Here is a 23,196-nt window from a genome sequence, read left to right on the forward strand (position 1 = left end):
AGCATGCCCCATCTTCATAGCGTTATTCCACCTTATATTCTTCGTCGTATTATCGAAAGCGGTTCCGAGCCGCAGCAGCGCTGTGCCCGTCAGACCTTAACCCACGTCCAGACGCTGATGGCCCACATGCCGGGCAAACCCGCCGCGCCGCACGTGAATAAAGCCGGACAGCTGGAACGCGATATTTACGACGCGAAGCAAACCCAGGAGCTACCGGGTACGCAGGTGCGTTACGAAGGCCAGCCGTCGAACGGCGATGTGGCGGTGGATGAAGCCTACGATTATTTAGGTATTACCCATGATTTCTTCTGGAAAGAATATCAGCGTGATTCGCTCGATAATAAAGGGCTTATTTTGACCGGTACCGTGCATTACGGCCGGGAATATCAGAACGCCTTCTGGAACGGTCAGCAGATGGTATTTGGCGACGGCGACGGGGAAATATTTAACCGCTTTACCATCGCTATCGACGTGGTGGCGCACGAGCTGAGCCACGGCGTGACCGAGACCGAAGCCGGGCTTATCTATTTTGAGCAGTCGGGCGCGCTGAACGAGTCTCTGTCGGACGTGTTTGGCTCGCTGGTCAAACAGTACCATCTGAAGCAAACCGCAGATAAGGCTGACTGGCTCATTGGTGAAGGGCTGCTGGCTAAAGGGATCAACGGCAAAGGGCTGCGCTCAATGTCTGAACCCGGCACCGCCTATGACGATCCCCTGCTCGGCAAAGACCCGCAGCCTGCGCACATGAAAGATTTCATTAAAACGCGCGAGGATAACGGCGGCGTGCACCTGAACTCCGGCATCCCAAACCGGGCATTTTATCTGGCCGCGACGGCGATCGGCGGCTACGCCTGGGAAAAAGCGGGTTATGCCTGGTACGACACGGTTTGCGATCGCAAACTGGCGCAGGATGCGGATTTTGAGGCCTTCGCAAAGCTGACGATCGCGCACGGAGAGAAACGCTCCGGCAGCGACGCTGGTGCGGCCATTAAACAAGCCTGGGAACAGGTGGGAGTGTTGTAAATGCAGGTTCCGGAACTGACGGATGACGCCGTGGTTGAGCTGGCCCGGGAAGGCGGCGTCGCTTTTATTCCCAAGCTGAGCGGACAGCGCACCATCGCGCTCTCCTCGCTCAATGAGGCACAGCGCCAGCGCCTGGTGAGCATCCTGGAGCAGGCTTTTCCACGCGGTCAGCCGCCCGGGCAAGCTTCTTCACCCGGCAGCGGCGACCAGCGCTATTTCCGCATCCAGATTGTCTGGACCGGGCAAAATCAGGCGCACTACGCCGATATCATCGTGCTGGTGCCCGAGCAGGAAGCGCCCGAGTCGCTGGTCGAGCTGTGGAAGAAAGGCGAAGGCTGCGTCTGCGATTAACCTTCGGCCCGAACAAACTCCACGCGTTTTTTAGAGATAAGACCGTGGCCGTTCTGGCAGAAATAGTCCACCGCACCGCAGGCTTTTAATACCTGGAGTGGCTGATGGCACTCCGGGCAGCGGGCTACAAGCGCAATATCTTTATTACAGCTGTCGCAGTGCGCTACGCCGTTCTGGGGCTCCAGCGGTGCCTGGCATTCCGGGCAGGTAATCGACATATTCTCTCCTGTTGGGTTTTACCGGGACAGGATAACTGCCCCGGTAGGCTGAACATTATCAGGCTTCAGCTGCCGGTTTAGTCTGCGCATTTTCCAGCATGCGGCGCACCGGAACAATAAGGACGATCAGTACCGCGGCACAAATCAGCAGCGCGATGGAGCAGCGAGCAAAGAGATCCGGCAGCATATCCAGCTGGTCGGCCTTCACGTGACCGCCAATCAGGCCCGCCGCCAGGTTACCCAGCGCGCTGGCGCAGAACCACAGCCCCATCATCTGGCCGCGCATTCTTTCCGGCGCAAGCAGCGTCATGGTCGCCAGGCCAATCGGACTCAGGCACAGTTCGCCGAGCGTCAGCATCAGGATGCTGCCCACCAGCCAGAACGGCGACACGCCCGCTCCACCGCTGCTCAGCACGTTCTGTGCCGCCAGCATCATCAGGCCAAAGCCTGCCGCCGCGCACAAAATACCAATAACGAACTTGGTGATGCTGCTCGGACGAATGTTTTTGCTCGCGAGCTTCGGCCATGCCCAGCTAAACACCGGTGCCAGCAGGATGATGAACAGGGCGTTGATTGACTGGAACCACACCGCCGGGATTTCAAAATCGCCAATCATGCGGTTAGTGTAGTCGTTGGCAAACAGGTTAAACGAGGTTGGCTTCTGCTCAAACGCGGACCAGAAGAACGCCGCTGAAATCAGCAGAATAAAGCAGACCAACAGCCTGGCGCGCTCTTTACGGTTCAGCCCCGCAAAGACAAACAGATAAATAAAGTAGAGGGCAACGGACGCCGCAATCACGTAGACCAGCACGCTGGCTACCGCGACCGGGTTAATCACAATCACGCCCTGCGCAATCAGCGTCACGATCGTTGCCACGCCAGCCGCCAGCGCCAGCAGCCAAACGCCCACGCCGTTACGCTTCACCACCGGGCTGTTCCAGGTAGAGTCGAGGCCGACTTCGCCGTCATAGCGTTTCATTGCCGGAACGGCAAACACGCGGAAGATAATCAGCGCCACCAGCATCCCGATACCGCCTATACCAAAGCCCCAGTGCCAGCCGTGGGTTTTGATCAGCCAGCCGGAAATCAGCGGCGCGATAAACGAGCCCATGTTGATGCCCATATAGAACAGCGAGAAACCGCCGTCACGACGCGCGTCGCCTTTTTTATACAGGGTGCCGACCATCACCGAGATACAGGTTTTGAACAGCCCTGAGCCAAGCACGATGAACATCAGGCCGATAAAGAACAGGTTGTTCCCCATCACCGCAGAGAGCGCGATCGACAGGTGGCCGAGCGCAATCAGGATCGAACCGTACCAGACGGCTCTCTGCTGACCGAGCCAGTTATCGGCCAGCCACCCACCCGGCAGCGCGGCCAGGTACATGGTACCGGCAAAGATACCGACAATCGCCGAGGCGTTTTCACGCGCAAGGCCCATCCCGCCGTCATAGACGGTGGCGGCCATAAACAGGATCAGTAACGGACGAATGCCGTAAAACGAGAAGCGCTCCCACATCTCGGTGAAGAACAGGGAACCGAGCGGATACGGATGGCCGAAGAACGTTCGGCTCTCTTTTTGATTAACAGTGGATTGCATAATTCTCCCGAAAGGTATGTCGTCGTGCTTGTAAACACCAGCAGGTACGCCGGCCAGTTACGTATCTGGCCGATTTTTTACATGCGGCGAAAAGTTAGTTAACCATTTGATAACCAGGCGCTAGTTTTGTCTAGTACCAGACCCTGGACTTTAAGATGAAAATTCGACGATTGTCTACTTTCTTAGATTTAAACTTGGTTAAAAGTGAATAGTGATTGACTTCACACAGAGATAACCGGCGGTATGATTTGGCAAAAAAAAGCCCGCGATAAACGCGGGCTTTCGTGAGGCAGGTAAAGATTATTTGCTTTTCTTAATGTGCTTAATCAAGCGCTTACGCTTACGCATCTGGTTTGGCGTCAGGGTGTTGCGCTTGTTGGCAAACGGGTTTTCCCCTTCCTTGAACTGGATACGGATAGGCGTGCCCATTACGTCCAGCGATTTACGGAAGTAGTTCATCAGATAGCGCTTGTAGGAATCCGGCAGGTCTTTCACCTGGTTGCCGTGAATTACTACGATTGGCGGGTTGTAACCACCGGCGTGGGCATATTTCAGCTTCACGCGACGGCCGCGCACCAGCGGCGGCTGATGGTCTTCAGCAGCCATATTCATGATGCGGGTCAGCATCGCGGTGCTCTGACGACGGGTGGAGCTGTCGTACGCTTCACGCACGGATTCGAACAGGTTACCCACCCCGCTGCCGTGCAGCGCAGAGATAAAGTGCACGCGGGCGAAGTCGATAAAGCCCAGACGGAAGTCGAGGGTCTCTTTCACCTGCTCGCGCACTTCATTGCTCAGGCCATCCCACTTGTTGACCACGATAACCAGTGAGCGCCCACTATTGAGGATAAAGCCGAGCAGAGAGAGATCCTGATCGGAGATACCTTCGCGTGCGTCGATGACCAGCAGCACTACGTTGGCATCTTCGATCGCCTGCAGGGTTTTGATAACGGAGAATTTTTCCACCACATCGGTGATTTTCCCGCGCTTACGCACCCCGGCGGTGTCGATGAGGACATACTCGCGCTCGTCGCGCTGCATAGGGATGTAGATACTGTCACGGGTGGTGCCCGGCATGTCGTAAACGACCACGCGCTCTTCACCCAGAATACGGTTAGTAAGCGTAGACTTACCTACGTTTGGACGACCCACGATGGCCAGCTTGATCGGCAGATCCTGCGGGTTGAAGTCGTCTTCAGGCTCTTCTTCGCCCTCTTCTCCGTCTTCAAACTGCGCCCAGTATTCAGCGTCTTCGTCCACTTCTTCCGGCGGGTTTACTTCGTCAACCCACGGCAGCAGAACGGTTTCCAGCAGGCTGGTGACGCCACGGCCATGCGATGCCGCAATCGGGTAGATTTCACCCAGGCCCAGAGACCAGAAATCCGCGACGGCCTGATCGGCATCGATACCGTCAGTTTTGTTCGCCACCAGGAAGGTCGGCTTTTCGCGTGAACGCAGGTGTTTGGCAATAGCGGAGTCCGCCGGCATCAGGCCAGCGCGCGCATCCACCATAAACAGCACCACATCCGCCTCTTCAATCGCCAGCAGCGACTGTTCCGCCATGCGGGTTTCAACGCCGTCTTCTGTGCCGTCAATACCACCGGTATCAATACAGATGAACTCGCGTCCTTCCACCTCTGCACGACCGTACTTACGGTCACGCGTCAGCCCCGGGAAATCCGCAACCAGCGCATCACGGGTGCGTGTTAAACGGTTAAAAAGAGTGGATTTTCCAACGTTAGGGCGCCCGACAAGCGCGACCACAGGTACCATGTTTGAAGCCTCATAAAATTCAAAATAACGTCGCTTTCGCGGCGTTTTTAAAAATGTCAAAACGGCTCCTGAGTGAACAGGAGCCGTTTAGTATACTACAACCGCCGGGTAATTAACGCGTGATCGCGTACAGCGTGCCGTCTTTTGCCTGAATCAGCAGTTTGCCGTCGGCCACAACCGGATCGGTCAGGAAGCCAGAGCTGTCGACTTTTTGCTGTGCAACAAAGCGGCCGTTATCCGGATCGATCCAGTGCATATACCCTTCGCTGTCGCCAACCACCAGGCTACCGTTGTACAGCGCCGGTGCGGTCAGCAGGCGGTGCAGCAGATCGCTTTGCGTCCACAGCGTCACGCCGCCTTCGGTGCTCAGCGCCAGCAGACGGTCGTTCTGATCGACCATATAGATGCGGTTGCCCTCAACGATGAAATCGTTCACAGAGCCCAGCTCACGTTTCCACATGATCTGGCCGCTGCGCAGATCCAGCGCGGTCAGGTTGCCGTTATAGGCCAGCGCGTAAACCACACCGTTCACGATGACCGGCGTTGTGTCTACGTCGCTCAGGCGGTCGATTTCCGTTGAGCCAGTAGCCTGAGAGATACGCTGCTGCCAGATCATCTGACCCTGCTGCATCAGCACGGCGCTCACGCGACCGTTGTCACCGCCCACAATGGCAGCACCAAATGCGGTAGCCGGCGCGGATTCGCCGCGCAGAGAGAGCGCAGGCATATCCAGGTTAACGGTCCATTTCACCAGACCGTCAGCTTCGTTCAGCGCCTGCAGCTGGCCGTTGCTGGTATGAATCAGCACCAGACCGTCGCTCACCACCGGACGAGACAGGGATTCACCCGCTACGGTTGTTTGCCAGGCAATAGAACCGTCGCTGCTGTTCAGCGCATAAACCTGCGCTTTTTCGCTGCCCACGTAGACATGGCCACCGGCAACGGTCAGACCGCCAGAGAGCAGTGCAGGTTTACGGGAGAACCAGCCGTCTTTTTCCGCCAGGTTAACGGACCAGACTTCTTTCCCGTCATCGGCGTTCACCGCTTTCACGGTACCTTTGCGGTCAGCGGCATAGACAACGTTGTCTGCATACGCAGGATGAAGGTTGGAATAGAAATCACCAATCCCATTGCCCACGGAGACATCCCACGCGGTGGATGGGGTAAACTGGTTTTCAACCGTCGGCAGTGGGGACATTTTCACAACGTCTTCTTCGCCACTGAACAGTGAACAACCACTCAATAACGTAACAGAAAGCAGTCCTGGCAGAAGTAATTTACGCAATTGCATCGGGTCCCTCTCAGACGGACAAATTATTTATTTTCATCTGCATCATTTCGCTCAGCGCAGGTGAAGCATTGCTCTCGACGCCAGCTTGCCACGCTTTACGCGCGCCCGCTTTGTCACCTTTGCTCAGCAGTGCTTCACCGCGCAGATCGGCAACGATGGCAGCAAAACCTTCGCCTTTGATGGTATCGAGCGTTTTCAGCGCATCGTCAGCTTTTTTCTGCTGAACCTGAATACGTGCCAGGCGCAGATTGATCACCGCTTTCAGGTTCTCATCGCTTGCCGCAGCAAGGCTCTGAGAGAGCTGTGCAGCGGCTTTATCCAGTTCGTTCTTATCAACGTACTGCTGAGCCACTTCCAGCGCAGCCAGTGCACCGTAGGTGTTTTTGTTGTCAGCCGCAAATTTTTCTGCCGCCGTCAGCGTTTGCGGCTGATCGGCACGAATTGCGCTCACGGTATTTTCATAGGACAGGGACGCGCCGCGCGCGGAATCTGCCTGATGATTGTTCCAGTAACGCCAGCCCACCAGCGCACCGACACCTAAAATAACCCCAACAACCAGCGCTTTGCCGTTTTCAACAAAGAAGCGCTTAATCGCGTCGACCTGATCGTGTTCGTTCTCGTAAATTTCCACGCAGTCCTTCTCCTTAGCCCAATAGAGTGCGCAAGTGCGCCGCAACGCCGTCCTGCGTTACCGTTGTCTGCTCACCAGAGCGCAGGTCCTTCACCACCACTTCGCCGTTAGCCACTTCGGACTCGCCCAGCACCAGTGCAATACTTGCGCCCCACTTATCGGCACGAGCAAACTGTTTTTTAAAGTTGCCGCCGCCATGGTTGGTCATCAGCTTAACGCCCGGCAGCGCATCGCGCACGCGTTCGGCAAGCTGCATCGCCGCAGACTGCGTTTCCGCGCCTGAAGCCACCAGGTATATATCGACAACGGAATCTGCTTTAAATTCCGGATTAACTGCCTGAACCAGCAAAACAAGTCGCTCAAGGCCCATCGCGAAGCCAACAGCAGGGGCTGCGCGACCTCCAAGCTGCTCAACCAGACCGTCATAACGGCCGCCCGCACATACGGTGCCCTGAGAACCGAGGCTGGTGGTCACCCACTCAAACACGGTACGGTTGTAGTAGTCCAGACCGCGCACCAGGCGCTGATTCACGGTATAGGCGATGCCTGCCGCTTCAAGCAGCTTGCACAGGCCCGCGAAGTGTTCGCGAGATTCTTCATCAAGGTAGTCACCCAGCGCAGGCGCATCGTTCAGCAGTGCCTGAACATCCGCGTTTTTGGAATCCAGAACGCGCAGCGGGTTGCTGTACATGCGACGTTTGCAGTCTTCGTCCAGCTTCTCTTTATGCTGTTCCAGGAACGCCACCAGCGCATCGCGGTAGTTAGCGCGTGCTTCCAGAGAACCGATAGAGTTCAGCTCAAGAGAAACGTGATCGGCGATACCGAGGGCGCGCCACCAGCGGGCGGTCAGCATAATCAGTTCGGCGTCAATGTCCGGGCCCTGCAGGCCAAAGACTTCCACACCCAGCTGATTGAACTGACGATAACGACCTTTCTGAGGACGTTCGTGGCGGAACATTGGGCCGATATACCACAGGCGCTGCTCCTGATTGTACAGAAGACCATGTTCGATGCCGGCGCGTACGCAGCCCGCCGTACCTTCCGGACGCAGGGTCAGGCTGTCGCCGTTGCGATCCTCAAAGGTGTACATCTCTTTTTCAACCACGTCGGTGACTTCACCGATCGCGCGCTTGAATAACGGGGTCTGCTCTACAATCGGCAAACGGATTTCGCTGTAACCGTAGCTGCCGAGCACCTGCTTCAGTGTGCCTTCTATGCGCTGCCAGATGGCGGTTTCGCCAGGCAGATAATCGTTCATGCCGCGGATGGCTTGAATGTTTTTTGCCACGTTTATTCTCTTTCTATATACAAAAAAAACCCAAAGAATGGGTTCAATCATACATGGGAAGCGGCACGCTTCCCATCACGTTATTTTTCAACCTGCTGAACGCTGATACGCTGTGTTTCGTCCATCATGGCAGCTTTGGCGCGGATGCGGGCTTCAAGCTGGTCGATCATGTCGCTATTATCCAGACGATCTTTACGAACGCCATCTTCATAGAGACCACTTTTCTTGTTACCGCCGGTCACGCCCAGGGTTGACACCAGTGCTTCACCCGGACCGTTTACCACGCAGCCGATGATGGAGACGTCCATCGGGGTGATAATGTCTTCCAGACGCTGCTCCAGGGCATTCACCGTCCCGATCACATCAAACTCCTGACGCGAGCAGGTTGGGCAGGCAATGAAGTTGATCCCACGCGCGCGAATGCGCAGCGACTTCAGGATATCGAAACCGACTTTGATCTCTTCGACCGGATCGGCCGCCAGCGAGACGCGCAGGGTGTCACCGATCCCTTCAGAGAGCAGCAGCCCCAGACCGATCGCAGATTTTACAGAGCCGCTGCGCAGGCCGCCCGCTTCGGTTATCCCGAGGTGCAGAGGCTGGTCGATCTGTTTTGCCAGCAGACGATAAGACTCCACCGCCAGGAACACGTCGGACGCTTTTACGCTGACTTTGAACTGTTCGAAGTTAAGACGATCGAGATGATCGACATGACGCATCGCGGATTCGAGCAGCGCCTGTGGCGTCGGCTCGCCGTATTTTTCCTGCAGGTCTTTTTCCAGGGAACCGGCGTTAACGCCGATACGGATAGGAATATTTTTATCGCGGGCGCAGTCCACGACCATGCGGATACGCTCTTCGTTACCGATGTTGCCCGGGTTAATGCGCAGGCAATCGACGCCGTATTCGGCCACTTTCAGTGCGATGCGGTAGTCGAAGTGGATATCAGCCACCAGCGGAACGCTGACCTGCTGTTTGATCAGTTTGAACGCCTCAGCGGCATCCATGGTCGGGACGGAGACGCGAACAATGTCCGCGCCTACACGTTCTAATGCTTTGATTTGATTGACCGTCGCTTCTACATCGGTAGTGCGCGTGTTGGTCATCGACTGAACGGCGATAGGTGCCCCATCGCCGATTGGCACATTCCCAACGTAAATCCGTTTCGATTTTCTACGTTGAATCGGAGCCTGGTTATGCATGAAAAATCTCCCGCGTTGCCCGTCTGTTACTGTGCTGCTGATTGTTCGGCATTAACGGTAAGACGTGCAACCTGGTTAGTTCTGATAAAGCGGCTCAGGTCGACAGGTTTTCCTTGATACTGGATCTGTACCGCTGCCGGAGCGCCGATTTTAAGTTTATAGGGAGCCTGGCCGGTTAGGTTTAACGTGCCATCTTTACGCTGCAGGCCGCTGAACAGTTTTTTACCTGTCGCGTCAGTCACTTCCAGCCAGCAGTCGGCGCTGAAGTTCATCACCAGCGCGTTGGGATCGGCTGCTGTTGCCGTACCCGCCGGGTTGGTTGGCAGAGACGCTGCGCTATTGTCTGCAGGCTGAGTAGCCGCAGGCACGTTCGCTGCAGTATCAACATTCGCCTGAGAAGGGGCAACAACCGCATTTTGATCCTGAGCCTGCGGCGCAGCGGTGTTAGCCGTTGCTGACGGAGCCTGTGCTGCATCGGTCGCCGACGCGTCTGGCGCTGCGGTCTGTGGCTCGCTTGAGGACGCTGCACCGTCGTTATTCAGCGGCACGTTCTGGGCATTCTCACTTCCGGCCTGGTTGAGTTCAGCAGAGGATTGATCGGCCATGGTGGTGATCTCTTCCTGCTGGGCTTTGTGGTTTTGCCACCACCATGCGCCCGTCAGGCCAATCACCACAAACAGCACCAGCCAGGTAAAGCTCATCAGCCAGCCATCGCGTTTTTTACGACGTTTCCCCAGGGAGAAGGTCTGCATCGGCGCAACTTTTGCTGCACGGACCGGTGCCTGCTTCTCCATCATTGGCAGTAATTCATTTTCGGGGATATGGACCAGTTTTGCGTAAGAGCGGATATAACCGCGCAAGAACGTTGAAGCCAGATCGGCAGGTGCCTTATCTTCTTCAATATCGCGAACCGTGGAAACCTTCAGGCACAAGCGTTCCGCAACGGCTTGCTGGCTGAGTCCGAGTTGTTCACGGGCGTTGCGAAGACGAACGCCAGTGGAGAGTGCTTCATGTTGGTCGTGAGTGGCTTCAGTATTCATTCGCTACAACTACTGGTACGTGAAAAATAAGGGTTCAGGTGCCGGTGAGTCACAATGCCACCCGCACCGCGAAACTTCTGGTCAGTTAACCTTGAACAGAGAGTATAAGACTGTCAGCCCGGAGATGACAGTACAGCCCTGCCCGTACGGCTAAACTGTTGTTACGTCGTTACATACTGCCCGAAAGTCGGATGAAACGCACCGTAATTATTGTTCAGTCATCACGAATCTGACTGATTATTCAGTAAGACCAGGCTTCACGGCGCAGATAATGCGCCGTGAGTGCATAATAATCAAACAGCTTTAACCGCGATCGTCTCGCCCTGCATGCGTTTACGCAGGGTACGTTTGGTACGGTCAATAACATCACCTGCCAGCTGTCCGCATGCTGCATCAATGTCATCACCACGGGTTTTACGCACGATGGTGGTGAAACCATACTCCATCAGCACCTTGGAAAAACGGTCGATACGGCTGTTCGAGCTACGGCCATACGGCGCGCCCGGGAACGGGTTCCATGGGATCAGGTTGATTTTGCATGGCGTATCTTTCAGCAGTTCAGCAAGCTGATGCGCATGTTCGGTACCGTCGTTAACGTGGTCAAGCATCACGTACTCGATGGTGACGCGGCCCTGGTTGGCGTTGGATTTCTCCAGATAGCGACGCACCGCAGCGAGGAAGGTTTCGATATTGTACTTTTTGTTGATCGGCACAATTTCGTCACGAATTTCGTCGTTTGGTGCATGCAGGGAGATCGCCAGCGCAACGTCAATCATATCGCCCAGCTTGTCCAGCGCAGGCACAACGCCAGAGGTAGACAGCGTGACGCGACGCTTGGACAGACCAAAACCGAAGTCATCCAGCATGATTTCCATCGCCGGAACGACGTTGGTCAGGTTCAGCAGCGGCTCACCCATCCCCATCATCACCACGTTGGTGATAGGACGCGTACCGGTTACTTTTGCCGCACCGACGATTTTCGCGGCACGCCAGACCTGGCCGATAATTTCTGACACCCGCAGATTACGGTTAAAGCCTTGCTGCGCGGTTGAGCAGAATTTGCACTCCAGCGCACAGCCTACCTGAGAGGAGACACACAGCGTGGCGCGGTCTTCTTCCGGGATGTAGACGGTCTCAACGCGCTGATCGCCGACCGCAATCGCCCATTTGATGGTGCCATCCGCTGAGCGCTGCTCTTCCACCACTTCCGGTGCGCGGATTTCAGCCACTTCCTTGAGCTTGTTGCGCAGGACCTTGTTGATGTCAGTCATGTCATCAAAATTGTCGCTGCAGTAATGGTACATCCACTTCATGACCTGATCGGCACGAAACGGCTTTTCGCCCATCTCTTTAAAGAACTCGCGCATCTGCTGACGGTTCAGATCCAGCAGGTTGATTTTTCCATTTTTATTGGGAACCGCAGGAATGGCGACTTCGGAGGTATTAACTAATTCAGACATAATATTTTCCGGCCTCGTTGTTACACGTTATGGCCCATGGAGGGTTGAATAGAAACGCCCCGGAAAGCAGTCTGCTCGTCCGGGGCGTTGCATTGTACAAAGTCTGGCGCAGGGATGCCACGTCTGGACGCGGCATTTACGAAAATAATGTGTAAACGAAACCGTTAAATTAACGGGTGCGTGGACACACTTCGCCTTCTGCGAAGAAGAAAGCGATTTCGCGTGCAGCAGATTCAACAGAGTCAGAACCGTGGGTACCGTTCTCGGTGAAGCTGTCTGCGTAGTCAGCGCGCAGAGTACCTGCCAGCGCGTTGTCCGGGTTGGTTGCGCCCAGCAGGTCACGGTGACGCTGTACTGCGTTTTCGCCTTCCAGCACGGATACCACGATTGGACCGGAGGTCATGAACTCAACCAGGCCGTCAAAGAATGGGCGACCTTCGTGCTCAGCGTAGAAACCGCGAGCCTGCTCAACGGTCAGGTGCAGCATTTTGGTGCCAACAATTTTGAACCCTGCAGATTCAAAGCGAGCGAAGATGCTGCCAATAACGTTTTTTGCCACCGCGTTTGGTTTGATGATGGAAAAAGTACGTTCAATAGCCATGATAACCTCTGTCAATGTTCTGTTGTTTTGCATACCTGAGTATGGTGTGGCGCGGATTATAATGAGCAATAGCGCCATTGCCTATGGATTCAGGTAACATTTTTTTAAAATAAGACGAGTTTTAGCAACAGCTCACATCAGAAAGCTATTTTCAGGTCACTGCAACGTAAAATTCACCGTCGCGACCTGACCGGTCTCATCCATAACGAGTAACTGATAATCGCCCGATTTATCAAGCTGTAATGTGTAAACTCTTCCCTTCACATTCAGCGGTTCACCGTTCAAAAACCACCAGCGCTCGCCGCTATTGCCGGTCGCCTGAAGCGGCAGCGAAACGCGGGATTCCCCCGGCAGACGTTTGATGACGGCCCCTTCACGCACGCCTGTCAGGATGAGTGGCGCAGGTGCGTCCTGCGATAGCGGAGGACAGGTGGTTGAGGAAGGAGGGACCCGTACCGCGCGACGCTCGGTTGCCGGCAGCCACGGCTCCAGCGGCAGCGGCCAGACATCCAGGACTTTTTCAGTTGCATCAGGGCAATCTGCCGCCACGCGTTTACCCGTTTTATCCAGCCAGACCGGGAAACGAATGCCGCGTATCCCTTCCTGTTCGGGCAATAGCAGCGTGGGCGGTTCACTCCCTTCCAGCAGCCAGGTCGACAGGCGACGCCGACAGTTTTCACTTCCTTCCGGCAGCGACTGGCCGCCCGGCCAGCAGATCACGCCCCGCCCGACGCTCTCCGGACGCGGGTCGCGCGGCAGGCGGGCTTCGTCTACCGTTGAGCGTGACTGAAGCAGGTTATTAACCTGATTTAAGAGTGGAACCGCGCTGGCGAAACCAAACTGCCCCGCTACGGGCGTGCCGTCCGGTCGTCCTGTCCAGATGCCTATTACGTAGCGGGCATTAAGACCAATCGCCCAGGCATCACGGTAACCGTAGCTGGTGCCGGTTTTCCACGCCAGCGGTGCGATCTGCGGTAACGCATTATCCGGCAGCGGCTGCGCCTCGTTCGCCAGAATACGGCGAATAATCCACGCCGAGCCTTGCGACAGCAGCGGACGTTCAATGAGCGGATCGCCCGGCTGTAACCGCAGCCTCCCCGCCTTACCGTGTCGGGCAAACGCGCTGTAGGCCGCGGCGATATCGGCCAGCCGCGCGCCTGCCCCGCCGAGGATCAGAGAAAGATTTGGCTGCGCCCCCGCAGGCAGGATCAGCGGCAAGCCTGCGTTGCTCAACATCCCGGCAAAACGTTTTGGCCCGTAGGCTTCCAGTACCTGTACCGCGGGCAGGTTGAGGGAGCGCACCAGCGCTTCACTCATGCTGACCGGTCCGTGGAACCCACTGTCAAAATTCCCGGGGCGATAATCACCGGTTTTTCTGGGAACGTCCTGGAGCAGCGAGGCGGGATGGATCAGGCCATCGTCCAGTGCCATACCGTAAATAAAGGGCTTTAACACCGATCCCGGGGATCGGATCGCATTGACCATATCCACGTGGCTAAAACGCGTGTCATCGTTAATATCCACCGAGCCGACCCAGCCGCGCACTTTCATATCGGTGTGATCCACGACGATCATCGCCAGCGAGCTGCGTGCCGGCAGGCGAGATTTCCAGTTCATCGCCAGCTCTTCCAGCTGCCGCTGCAGTCCGGCATCCAGCGTGGTGACAATTTTTGCGTCGCGGCTTTTGCCGAGCATCATGCGCGCAAAGAGCGGCGCCAGCTGCGGCATCTGTCGGGGCGCCAGCCATACCGATTCTTCCCGTGATTCTTTAACCTGCTTCGCGGACCAGACGCCCTGCGTTACCATGCGGTCGAGCACTTTGTTGCGCGCCGCCTCGGCCCGTTCAGGCCAGCGGTCCGGACGCAAGCGGCTGGGTGCCTGCGGCAGTACCGCCAGCAGCGCCGCTTCGGAATAGCTGAGCTGCGACGGCTGTTTGCCGAGATAGGTCCAGCTTGCCGCCCCGACGCCCTGCAGCGTGCCGCCAAACGGAGCGCGGTTGAGGTAAAGGGTGAGAATGTCGCGTTTGGAAAGATGCCACTCCAGCTGCATCGCCCGCCAGAGCTGACGAACTTTGCCGCCAAAGGTGCGCGGATGCGGGTCCAGCAGGCGTGCCACCTGCATGGTGAGCGTGCTTCCACCAGAGACGACTTTACCAGAACTGAGATCCTGCCAGGCAGCGCGCAGGACAGAGAGCGGGTTTACGCCTAGGTGATCCCAGAACCAGCGATCTTCATACTGGATCAGCGCCTCAAGGTAGCGGGGAGAGATCTCTTCAATGGTAACCGGGTAGCGCCAGATCCCGTCGCTATCGGCAAAACGCCAGAGCGGCGTGCCCTTCTCATCTACCACCACCCGGGCGGGATTAACCTCTTTCAGAGGCAACGGCCACAGGCGGTCGGCGGCGACAATCAGCCCCCATAAAATGAGAAGCGCTCCCGCCAGCCATAGCCAGCGGGAGCGTGTCAGACGTGCCATTCGCATATTACGGAACAACAATCAGCGGGCCGCTGGCCGCCCCCGTTGCCCGCCACTGCGGAACGTACATAGACTCCACCATCGGGACCGGCACCTGATAGGTTCCCGGCGTCACGGCGCGGGCCAGATAAACCAGCGTGACCGGCTGACCTTCGTTTACCGGCACGGCAGCCACAAAGCGGTCGTCGCGGAACTCCATATGCTGAATATCCGCCTGCTGCATCTGGCTGAGCAGGTTCTGAACCTCACTGCCGCTGTCCTGCAGGCTGGCGCTGCTGCTCGCCAGGTTCTGGTTTTCGAGCTCCAGACCCGCAGGGAGCAGATCCACCACCAGCGCATCCGGCACGTTCTGGCTGGCTTTAACGTCCAGCCACACCAGCACCAGCTCACCGCTCTTCAGCGAGGAGAGCGATTTACTGCTGCCGTCGGTTGCCAGGATATGACGTTCAACCTGCAGCACGTTCGAGCTCGGCTGAGGGGCATATTCCGGATAACCGGTGCTGTCCAGGCGTACCCACAGCGGCGCTGTACCGGTGTTAGTCACCTGCAGCGCGCCAAGCTGGTCGCCGCTCACGTTTTGCACCAGTGACTTATCGCCGCCTGATGCGGCCTCAGACAGCGAAGTTTTCGCCTGCCACGCACCAGACAGGGTTTGCAGTGAGCGTCCGGCCAGGAACAGCGCATTGCTCTCCTGCGTTGACAGCCAGCGCTGGCTGAAGGCCTGTTCAGACAGAGCATTCAGCAGCGTATTTTGCGCATCCGGCAGCAGCTTGTACTCCTCCAGAAGAGAGAGCATCAGCGCGTTATCGCGAAGCTGGCTGCCGTAATCGGCCATCCAGTTTTTGCTGTCGTTGCGCGGGGTTTTGAGCGCCAGATCCAGCGCCTGCTGGCTGCGCGGCGCATCGCCCATCAGTTTGAGCGCCATGCCCAGCTGCATCAGCGGCAGCCCGGAAGCCGCCTGCCCGTGGCGATCCCAGATTTCACGCAGCGCGCCCAGCGGCGCTTTTTGCTGACGTGCCAGCACCAGCGCGGCATAGGCCTGCACGGCAAACTTGCTGGCCTGAGTATCGTCGCTGTAGCGAATGGACATCATGCCCGGATCCTGCAGGTAGCGCAGCAGGCGGTTATTGGCGTTATTCACCGCATCGGCAGGTACGCTGTAACCCTGCTCGCCCGCGCGCACCAGGAAGTCGGTCACGTAGGCCGTCAGCCAGTACTCTTCCGGACCGTTTTTATCCCATAGCGCAAAACCACCGTCTTCACGCTGCATCTGCAGCAGACGGGAGATGCCAATATCAATCGCTGCACGGCGCTTGTCATCGGTGTCGCCCTTGATGCCAAGTGCAGTCAGCTGCGCCGCGTTGGTGTAGAGCGACGGGAACAGGCCACTGGTGGTCTGTTCCAGGCAGCCATACGGATACGCCTGCAGCTCGCGAATATAGCGCGCCAGGTTAAGCGGTGGTTTGCCGCTCAGCAGCAGTTGTCCCTGCAGGGTAGCAGGAGAGAAACCGTTACTATGCTGCGCCGGTGCGGTCCAGGACTCACCGGGGTTCAGCATGGCACCGGTATTCACCGTCTGCGCCGGGAATGCCGGCCGCACGCCGATTTTCCAGCTCTTCTGCTGCGGTGCGAAAGTCTCGCCCGGAAGTTGCAGGCCCGTAACCTGTGCTGTCACCTCACCATCACCATAACCGTCCAGCGCCCGCACCGGAATAAACAGGGTACTGCGCGCGCCAGGAGACAACTGAACCGGCTGCGGCTGCGAGCCTTCCAGCGACAGTTTTCCTGTCGCGGTCAGGGCGACATTCAGCGTTTGCGGCTTGTCCGTCAGGTTGGTGAGGTCCAGCGTCAGCCGTGAGGTGTCCCCGCTTGCCAGGAAGCGCGGCGTGTTAAGCTCGGTAATGACCGGCGCAGCCACCACAACCTTGCTTTCGCTGCTGCCGAAATCGTCTTCCGTCCAGGCCTGCGCCATCAGACGCAGCTCGCCGTTGAAATCACCAATCGGCAGCGTAATCGTGCCTTCTCCGTTGGCATCCAGCGTAACCGGCTGTGCCTGCTGGGCAATAATGGTGACGTGGTTCACCGGCGGCTTACCGCCGCGCTTCAGCTCATCACCGTCACCACCAAAGCGCAGCGCGGCCAGGCGGCCCTGCCCTTCGATGACCTGGCCGTAGATATCGTAGATATCCGCGCCGTAGCGTTTCTGACCGAAGAAAGCCTGCCACGGATCGGGCGTAACGTAATCGGTGATGTTCAGCACGCCGCTGTCAACCGCCGAGACCAGTACGTTCACTTTCTGCGGAACCGCACCCTCTTTCACGCTGGCTTTCACCTTCACAGAGAGCGTCTGGTTTGGACGCATTTTCTGCGGGTTATCGAGCGCAATGTTCAGACGACGATTTTCATCGCCCATCGGCAGATGCAGCAGGCCGACCGCGCGTTTCGGCGTGGCGGATTTCGATTTATCCCCAGGACGAACCACCAGCGTACTCAGGTAGAGATCGTGACGTTTCCAGGCTTTGTCGACCGGGATAGCGAGATCAAGCCCGTTTGCCGGGACGTCGATCTCTTTCCACCACAGCGGCCCTTCGCTGGACTCGATCATCGCATAGCCCTTACCTGCTGCCGGCGCTGCAATGTGCAGGTTAATGGTATCGCCTGGCTGATAGGCTGGCTTATCCAGTTTCAGCGTCACGCGGTCAGGACGTGCAGCCCCGGTGCCGTCGCTGTTATCCTGCCAGCTGTAGCCTGCCCAGAAGCGCACGCTGCTGACCATCTCATCAGGCGCTTTAACCTCCAGACGGTATGAGCCCCACTCCACCGGGAAGGTGACTTTACCCGTCTCGTCGGCCTTGAGAGTCAGCTCCTGCTCGCCTTCGACCAGGTCTTTCTGATCGAACTGAGACTGCCAGCCTTCGCTCTCAGACCAGTTCCAGAAGTAGTCGCGGCGCTCACGGATCAGGCGTACCTGTAAACCGGAAACCGCTTTTTTCGCTCCGCTGGCATCGGCATAAACGATGTCGAAGCTGGCGTTGCCGTTCTCGTCAACAATCGGTTGGTTGACGGTGGTATCGGTGCGGTAGTCGTAAACGGCTTTACTGGCGAACTGAGGGCGGATACCCGGCAGCTCAGCCGCTGGCCAGATGGCCTGCTCAGCGCGACGCGTCACCGGACGGCCGCCGGACTCCAGCAGGCTGGCCTGCAGGATCAGCTGCAGCGGAGAGTGGACCTCTTTCCACTGGCTTTCGGTGGTTACCTGCCCACGCCCCTGCTCATCCAGCGTAAGCTGAACTTCATCCAGACTGCGGCTCAGGTTCTCCTCAGCGATATCACCAAACTGGAAGCCCGGCAGCGCAGCCACCGCGTCACGCAGCGGACGCAGGAAAAGCTGGCCCTGCAGAGAATTACCGTTGGCCGGTGCGCCATACAGGTAATAGCCCACCACGTTAAAGTCCACGTTATCCTGCGGTGAAACCGGCGATTTTTGTCCGCTCAGGTTGAGCGCCATACGCTCGGGCATGAAGTCTTCGACGTGGAAGTCCCACAGGCGCTGCAGGTTATCGCCCGTGTTGGCGCGGATATGCCACATACCGGTCTGCGCCCCGCTGTCCAGCGGATAGTTAAAGCGATAGAGCCCGTTCTCTGGCTTGACGACAATCGTACGCGCAACCTGTCCATCCGGGCGCAGCACGTCAAGTTTTACGGGCTGATCGGGAAGCGGCTTACCGTCACTGTCGCGCAGTAAGCCGTTGAGGATCACCGTTTCACCCGGACGATAGAGATCGCGCGGGCCAAACATAAAGAATTGCTTGCTGTAGCCGGGGCGACCGGCAATATCGAACTCCGCCAGATCCAGCGCCGGAAGCTTGAGGTCAAGCAGCGTGGTCTGGCCGTCTTTGCTCGCCAGAATCAGCGCGGCTTCTTTGTCCGTTTCAAGCTTCGCATGACCGTCGGCATCGCTCTTCGCCTCGGCGAGAGTCTGGCCTTTATCGTTCAGCAGCGTGACGGCCACGCCGGACTGCGCCGCACCGTTTTCCAGACTCTGAGTGAAAATATCCAGGCGGTTATGGTAACGGTGAGCGGACAGGCCAATATCGCTTAGGGTAAAGAGCGTTGCGGCGTTGCTGTAGTTATAGTGCCCAGCCTGGTTCATGACCGCGATATAAACGCCAGACTGCTGGAGCGGTTTAATATCCTTCAGGGGCAACAGCAATTTTTCGCGCGTATTGCGCGCCGGATTAAGATCGAATCGACCGGTGTAAACCAGCTCCGCCATCTTCAGCAGGTTATCGGACTCCCAGTTGGTCAGCGAGTTACGGTACTCCCACTGGCTGACTAGGGAGGCCAGCGATTCCGGCTTCACGCGGTAAAAGTTGACATCAACATTGTTGACGTTGAGCGCCATCACCGGCAGACCTTCCACCACTTTGCCCGGCAGCAGCGAGCCGCGGCTGGCAAAACCAACGGTGGGTTCAATGTCCCGGGTGGTCAGGGCTTTTTCATAATCAATGCCGAATGTGGCCTTGTTCAGCGCCTGCAGGTCACGTTCAACGGTGACGACCAGGTTGCGGTTAGGCTCCAGATGACGCAGGCGAAGCTCTTTCAGGTTAGGCGCAAGTTCCCACGCCCCGTCAACCTTGCCGCTTTTCTTGTCCACGACATGCACCGTTTTGGCGAAATCCTGATCGGGATTCAGCGGAACAGAAAAGGTCAGCACCAGCGTGGCGGCACCGTCGAGCTGAACTTCTGAGGTATCCAGCAACGTCAGCGCTTTTCCCTGAGTCTGGGCAGCCAGTTTAGCCAGCGTTTCAGCATTGGGCTTTTCTGCAGCTTTCGGTGTGGATGCGGTGGATGCCGCGGGAGCCGCAGCCTGAGTTTTATCGTCGCTGTTATCACAGCCGACAAGCGTAAACGTGGTGAGCAGCGCAAGAGAGAGCGCGGCTAAGCGAAACGGTTTCATCCTTTGTCCCTGGCCCATGGAGCCTGTTGGTCGTCGTCCGGATAAGTATTATCCGCAAGTTTCATTAATTCAAAAAGGCCAATTTTAAAATCTGGAAAGCGTCTCGCAGAACGGCATCACGCCGCTACGCCGTGATGGAACCGCGATCACAGCACATAACGTCACATGTTACCTTTCAAGTCATTTGTTTTTAAAACAAGAAGATAGCTGGCTAAGCTCGCCCGAAGGCTGCTAGTTTTATGACCATGACGCACCCCGAGTGCGCGGTTCAAAAAGAGAGAAAGCCATGAAACGAGCCGTGAACGCCCTACAAAATTTCGGAAAATCATTGTACGGACCGGTACTTATCTTACCGATCGTCGGTCTGTTTATCGCCTTTGGTAACGTTCTGGGTAACGGTAATCTCGCTGAATACCTGCCGTTTCTGGGCCATCCGCTGATTCAGCACCTTGGTCAGCTTATCGCGAAATCTGCCGTGTCGGTGCTGGTCAACCTGGCGCTGGTGTTTGCCGTCGGGATCCCGATTGGTCTGGCGACGCGTGATAAAGGCTATGCCGCGCTGATTGGTCTGGTGACCTTTGTCGTGTTCATCAACGCCATGAACGTCACGCTACAGCTGCAGGGCGCGCTGGCGCCAGCGGCCCAGATGAAAGCGGCCGGGCAGACCATGGTACTGGGCGTGCAGGTGCTGGAGATGGGCGTTTTTGCCGGGATCCTGACCGGGGCGCTCTCCGGATATCTGTACAACAAATACTCCAGCGTACAGTTTAACGGCGCGATGGCGATTTACTCCGGCCACTGTTTTGTCGCCATCGTCATGCTTCCCGTCTCCATGCTGCTCGGCGTGGTGATGAGTGAGCTGTGGCCGTATGCCCAGCACGGCATTAGCGCCCTGGCGCTGGCCATCAAAGGCTCCGGGCCGTTGGGCGTGGCAATCTACGGTTTCCTGGAACGTATTCTGGTCCCCACCGGCCTGCACCATCTGGTTTATACCCCGTTCCTCTATACCGAGCTGGGCGGCACGCAGGAGGTGTGCGGCGCAACCTATCAGGGCGCACGCAATATCTATTTCGCCGAGATGGCCTGCCCGGACGTGAAGCAGCTCAGCAGCACCGTGGTGTGGGACGCGCGCGGCATCAGCAAGATGTTCGGCCTGCCTGCCGCAGCCCTGGCGATGTATATGACCGCAAAGCCGGAGCGTAAAGCCATTGCGAAAGCCATTCTGATCCCGGCGGCGCTGACCTCGCTGCTGGTCGGCGTGACCGAGCCGATTGAGTTCTCCTTCCTGTTCGTCGCTCCGCTGCTGTTCGTGGTGCACGCGGTGCTGACCGGCATCGGCATGATGCTGTTCTCGCTGCTGGGCGTTCACGCCATCGGCGCCAACGGGATTATCGACTTCATCCTCTACAACCTGCCGCTCGGCACGGAGAAGTCCAACTGGCCGATGTACATCGTGGTCGGGCTGATCATGTTTGCCCTCTACTTCGTGGTGTTCCGCTTCCTGATCCTGCGCTTCAACATGAAAACGCCGGGCCGTGAGGATGACGATCGGGAAACGCGCCTCTACAGCAAGCAGGAGTACCAGGCGAAGGGCAATAACGACGGGCTGGGCGAATCCATCGTGACGGGTCTGGGCGGCCGGGAAAACATTGAGGTGGTGGACAACTGCTACACCCGCTTACGCGTCACGGTGAAGGACGTCGCCATTATCGACGAGCCGCGGCTCAAGGCGACCGGCGCGAAAGGGATTATCAAACAAGGTAACAACGTTCAGGTGGTCTACGGGCTGCACGTCAAAAAAATGCGAGAAGCCGTTGAGACGTTTCTCTGAAAGGAGCTAAAGATGTTTACACCCCCATTTATTCTGTCGATTGCCGGCGGCGGCAGCACCTACACGCCGGGCATTGTGAAAAGCCTGATGGTGCGCCTGCAGGATTTCCCGCTGGCCGAAATCCGCCTTTATGACATCGACGAGGCGCGCCAGAACACCATTGCGCCCGTCGTCGAAAAGGTCATTCGCGACCACAGCCAGAGCATCAAGTTCACCGTCACCAGTGACCCGGAAGTGGCGTTCAGCGGCGCGCATTTCGTCTTCGCCCAGATGCGCGTCGGCCAGTACAAGATGCGCGAGCAGGATGAGAAGATCCCGCTGCGCCACGGCGTGGTCGGCCAGGAAACGTGCGGGCCCGGTGGCCTGGCCTACGGACTGCGCACGATCCTGCCGATGGTGGAGCTTATCGATCTGGTCGATCGCTACGCGCACGAAAAAGCCTGGATCGTGAACTACTCCAACCCGGCGGCGATCGTCGCGGAGGGCGTGCGGCGGCTGCGGCCAAATGCGCGGGTGCTGAACATCTGCGATATGCCTGTCGCCGCGATGCGCAATATGGGGGCGATTCTGGGTGTCGATCGCCGCAGGCTGGAGGTGGACTACTTCGGCCTGAACCACTTCGGCTGGTTTACCCGCGTGCTGGTGGACGGCGAAGACAAGCTTCCCGAACTGCGTAAACATATCGCGAAGTTTGGCCTGCTGACGGAAGATGCGGCTAAAACCGATCCGCAGCATTCCGATCCATCATGGGTCAAAACCTGGCGCAACATTAAGCCGATCATGGACAACTTCCCGGAGTATCTGCCGAACCCGTATCTGCAGTACTACCTGATGCCGAACCAGATCGTGGAGCATCAGAACCCGGACTATACCCGCGCCAATGAAGTGATGGACGGGCGCGAGAAAAAGCTGTTCGCCGCAGCCGAAGAATATAAGCGCACCGGGATCCTGCCGGACGCCTTCCACGTAGGCGTTCACGGCGAGTTTATCGTCGATGTCGCCTGCTCGCTGGCCTTTAACCTGCGGAGCCGCCATCTGGTGATGGTGGAAAACCGCGGGGCGATTACCAACCTGCCTTACGATGCCGTGGTGGAGGTGCCCGCTTATATCACCTCCGAAGGCCCGGAACCGATTCGCGTCGGTCAGGTGCCGCTGTTCCATCAGACCCTTTTGCAACAGCAGCTCGCCTCTGAACAACTGCTGGTAGAGGCCACCATCGAGGGCAGCTATGAGAAAGCCCTGCAGGCGTTTACCCTCAACCGCACCGTGCCGACCATGGAACACGCGAAAGCGATTCTGGATGAGATGATCGAGGCCAACCGCGACTACTGGCCTGCGCTGAAAAAAGCCTGGCAGGACGGCGAAACGGTGAAAAAATAGGGGCTTGCTCGCGAGTTGAACGTGGTTTGCTTGTCGGTGTCAGAAAAAACACCGACAATCCTTTTTTACGGAAAA

General features: G+C 57.4%; 16 protein-coding genes. 4 read left to right on the plus strand and 12 right to left on the minus strand.

Translation table 11 applies throughout. The features are described from left to right. Positions 1-3 precede the first annotated feature (3 nt). Both IM317_RS13115 and IM317_RS13120 read left to right on the plus strand, forming a co-directional pair. Positions 4-1,023, plus strand: a complete 1,020-nt coding sequence (locus IM317_RS13115; RefSeq protein WP_033146197.1) for a M4 family metallopeptidase — start codon at positions 4-6, stop codon at positions 1,021-1,023. After that, on the plus strand, positions 1,024-1,374 hold the full coding sequence (locus tag IM317_RS13120; RefSeq protein ID WP_033146198.1) for a protealysin inhibitor emfourin: 351 nt from the start codon (positions 1,024-1,026) through the stop codon (positions 1,372-1,374). It begins immediately after the preceding gene. Here IM317_RS13120 and IM317_RS13125 read toward each other — a convergent pair. From IM317_RS13125 to IM317_RS13180, 12 genes are all read right to left on the minus strand, one after another. Further along, complete coding sequence (locus tag IM317_RS13125; RefSeq protein ID WP_033146199.1) at positions 1,371-1,592, minus strand: zinc ribbon domain-containing protein; 222 nt, start codon at positions 1,590-1,592, stop codon at positions 1,371-1,373. The genes IM317_RS13120 and IM317_RS13125 overlap by 4 nt on opposite strands. A gap of 58 nt (positions 1,593-1,650) precedes the next feature. Further along, entirely contained in the window at positions 1,651-3,192 is a 1,542-nt protein-coding gene (locus IM317_RS13130; protein ID WP_023308797.1) for a peptide MFS transporter, read from the minus strand. A 300-nt stretch (positions 3,193-3,492) separates the two neighbouring features. Then, positions 3,493-4,965 (minus strand): ribosome biogenesis GTPase Der, encoded by a 1,473-nt coding sequence (gene der / locus IM317_RS13135; RefSeq protein ID WP_023308811.1) that lies wholly within the window; start codon positions 4,963-4,965, stop codon positions 3,493-3,495. Positions 4,966-5,077: 112 nt separating this feature from the next. Further along, the gene (gene bamB / locus IM317_RS13140; RefSeq protein WP_033146210.1) at positions 5,078-6,256 is read right to left on the minus strand and encodes an outer membrane protein assembly factor BamB; all 1,179 of its coding nucleotides are present in this window, start codon (positions 6,254-6,256) and stop codon (positions 5,078-5,080) included. 10 nt (positions 6,257-6,266) lie between these two features. Then, positions 6,267-6,887: a YfgM family protein gene (locus IM317_RS13145; RefSeq protein WP_033146211.1), complete on the minus strand. Its 621-nt coding sequence runs from the start codon at positions 6,885-6,887 to the stop codon at positions 6,267-6,269. 13 nt (positions 6,888-6,900) lie between these two features. Beyond that, a complete protein-coding gene (hisS, locus tag IM317_RS13150) occupies positions 6,901-8,175 on the minus strand; it encodes a histidine--tRNA ligase (RefSeq protein ID WP_032622984.1) in 1,275 nt (424 codons plus the stop codon). Between the two features lie 80 nt (positions 8,176-8,255). Continuing rightward, on the minus strand, positions 8,256-9,374 hold the full coding sequence (gene ispG / locus IM317_RS13155; RefSeq protein WP_033146212.1) for a flavodoxin-dependent (E)-4-hydroxy-3-methylbut-2-enyl-diphosphate synthase: 1,119 nt from the start codon (positions 9,372-9,374) through the stop codon (positions 8,256-8,258). Between the two features lie 26 nt (positions 9,375-9,400). Beyond that, on the minus strand, positions 9,401-10,414 hold the full coding sequence (gene rodZ / locus IM317_RS13160) for a cytoskeleton protein RodZ (RefSeq protein ID WP_033146213.1): 1,014 nt from the start codon (positions 10,412-10,414) through the stop codon (positions 9,401-9,403). A gap of 293 nt (positions 10,415-10,707) precedes the next feature. Further along, positions 10,708-11,874, minus strand: coding sequence for a bifunctional tRNA (adenosine(37)-C2)-methyltransferase TrmG/ribosomal RNA large subunit methyltransferase RlmN (locus IM317_RS13165; protein ID WP_014171168.1), 1,167 nt, complete (start codon positions 11,872-11,874; stop codon positions 10,708-10,710). A 169-nt stretch (positions 11,875-12,043) separates the two neighbouring features. Continuing rightward, a complete protein-coding gene (gene ndk / locus IM317_RS13170) occupies positions 12,044-12,475 on the minus strand; it encodes a nucleoside-diphosphate kinase (RefSeq protein ID WP_003860625.1) in 432 nt (143 codons plus the stop codon). Between the two features lie 156 nt (positions 12,476-12,631). Beyond that, entirely contained in the window at positions 12,632-14,956 is a 2,325-nt protein-coding gene (gene pbpC / locus IM317_RS13175) for a peptidoglycan glycosyltransferase PbpC (protein ID WP_033146214.1), read from the minus strand. 1 nt (position 14,957) lies between these two features. Then, positions 14,958-19,910: an alpha-2-macroglobulin gene (locus IM317_RS13180; RefSeq protein ID WP_033146215.1), complete on the minus strand. Its 4,953-nt coding sequence runs from the start codon at positions 19,908-19,910 to the stop codon at positions 14,958-14,960. Positions 19,911-20,196: 286 nt separating this feature from the next. Between IM317_RS13180 and IM317_RS13185 the strand changes: the two genes are divergently transcribed. Beyond that, on the plus strand, positions 20,197-21,741 hold the full coding sequence (locus IM317_RS13185) for a PTS transporter subunit EIIC (protein ID WP_033146216.1): 1,545 nt from the start codon (positions 20,197-20,199) through the stop codon (positions 21,739-21,741). A gap of 12 nt (positions 21,742-21,753) precedes the next feature. Then, positions 21,754-23,121, plus strand: coding sequence for a 6-phospho-alpha-glucosidase (locus tag IM317_RS13190; protein WP_033146217.1), 1,368 nt, complete (start codon positions 21,754-21,756; stop codon positions 23,119-23,121). Positions 23,122-23,196 lie beyond the last annotated feature (75 nt).

This window comes from Enterobacter cloacae complex sp. S3, assembly GCF_014930495.1.
GTDB lineage: Bacteria > Pseudomonadota > Gammaproteobacteria > Enterobacterales > Enterobacteriaceae > Enterobacter > Enterobacter asburiae_B.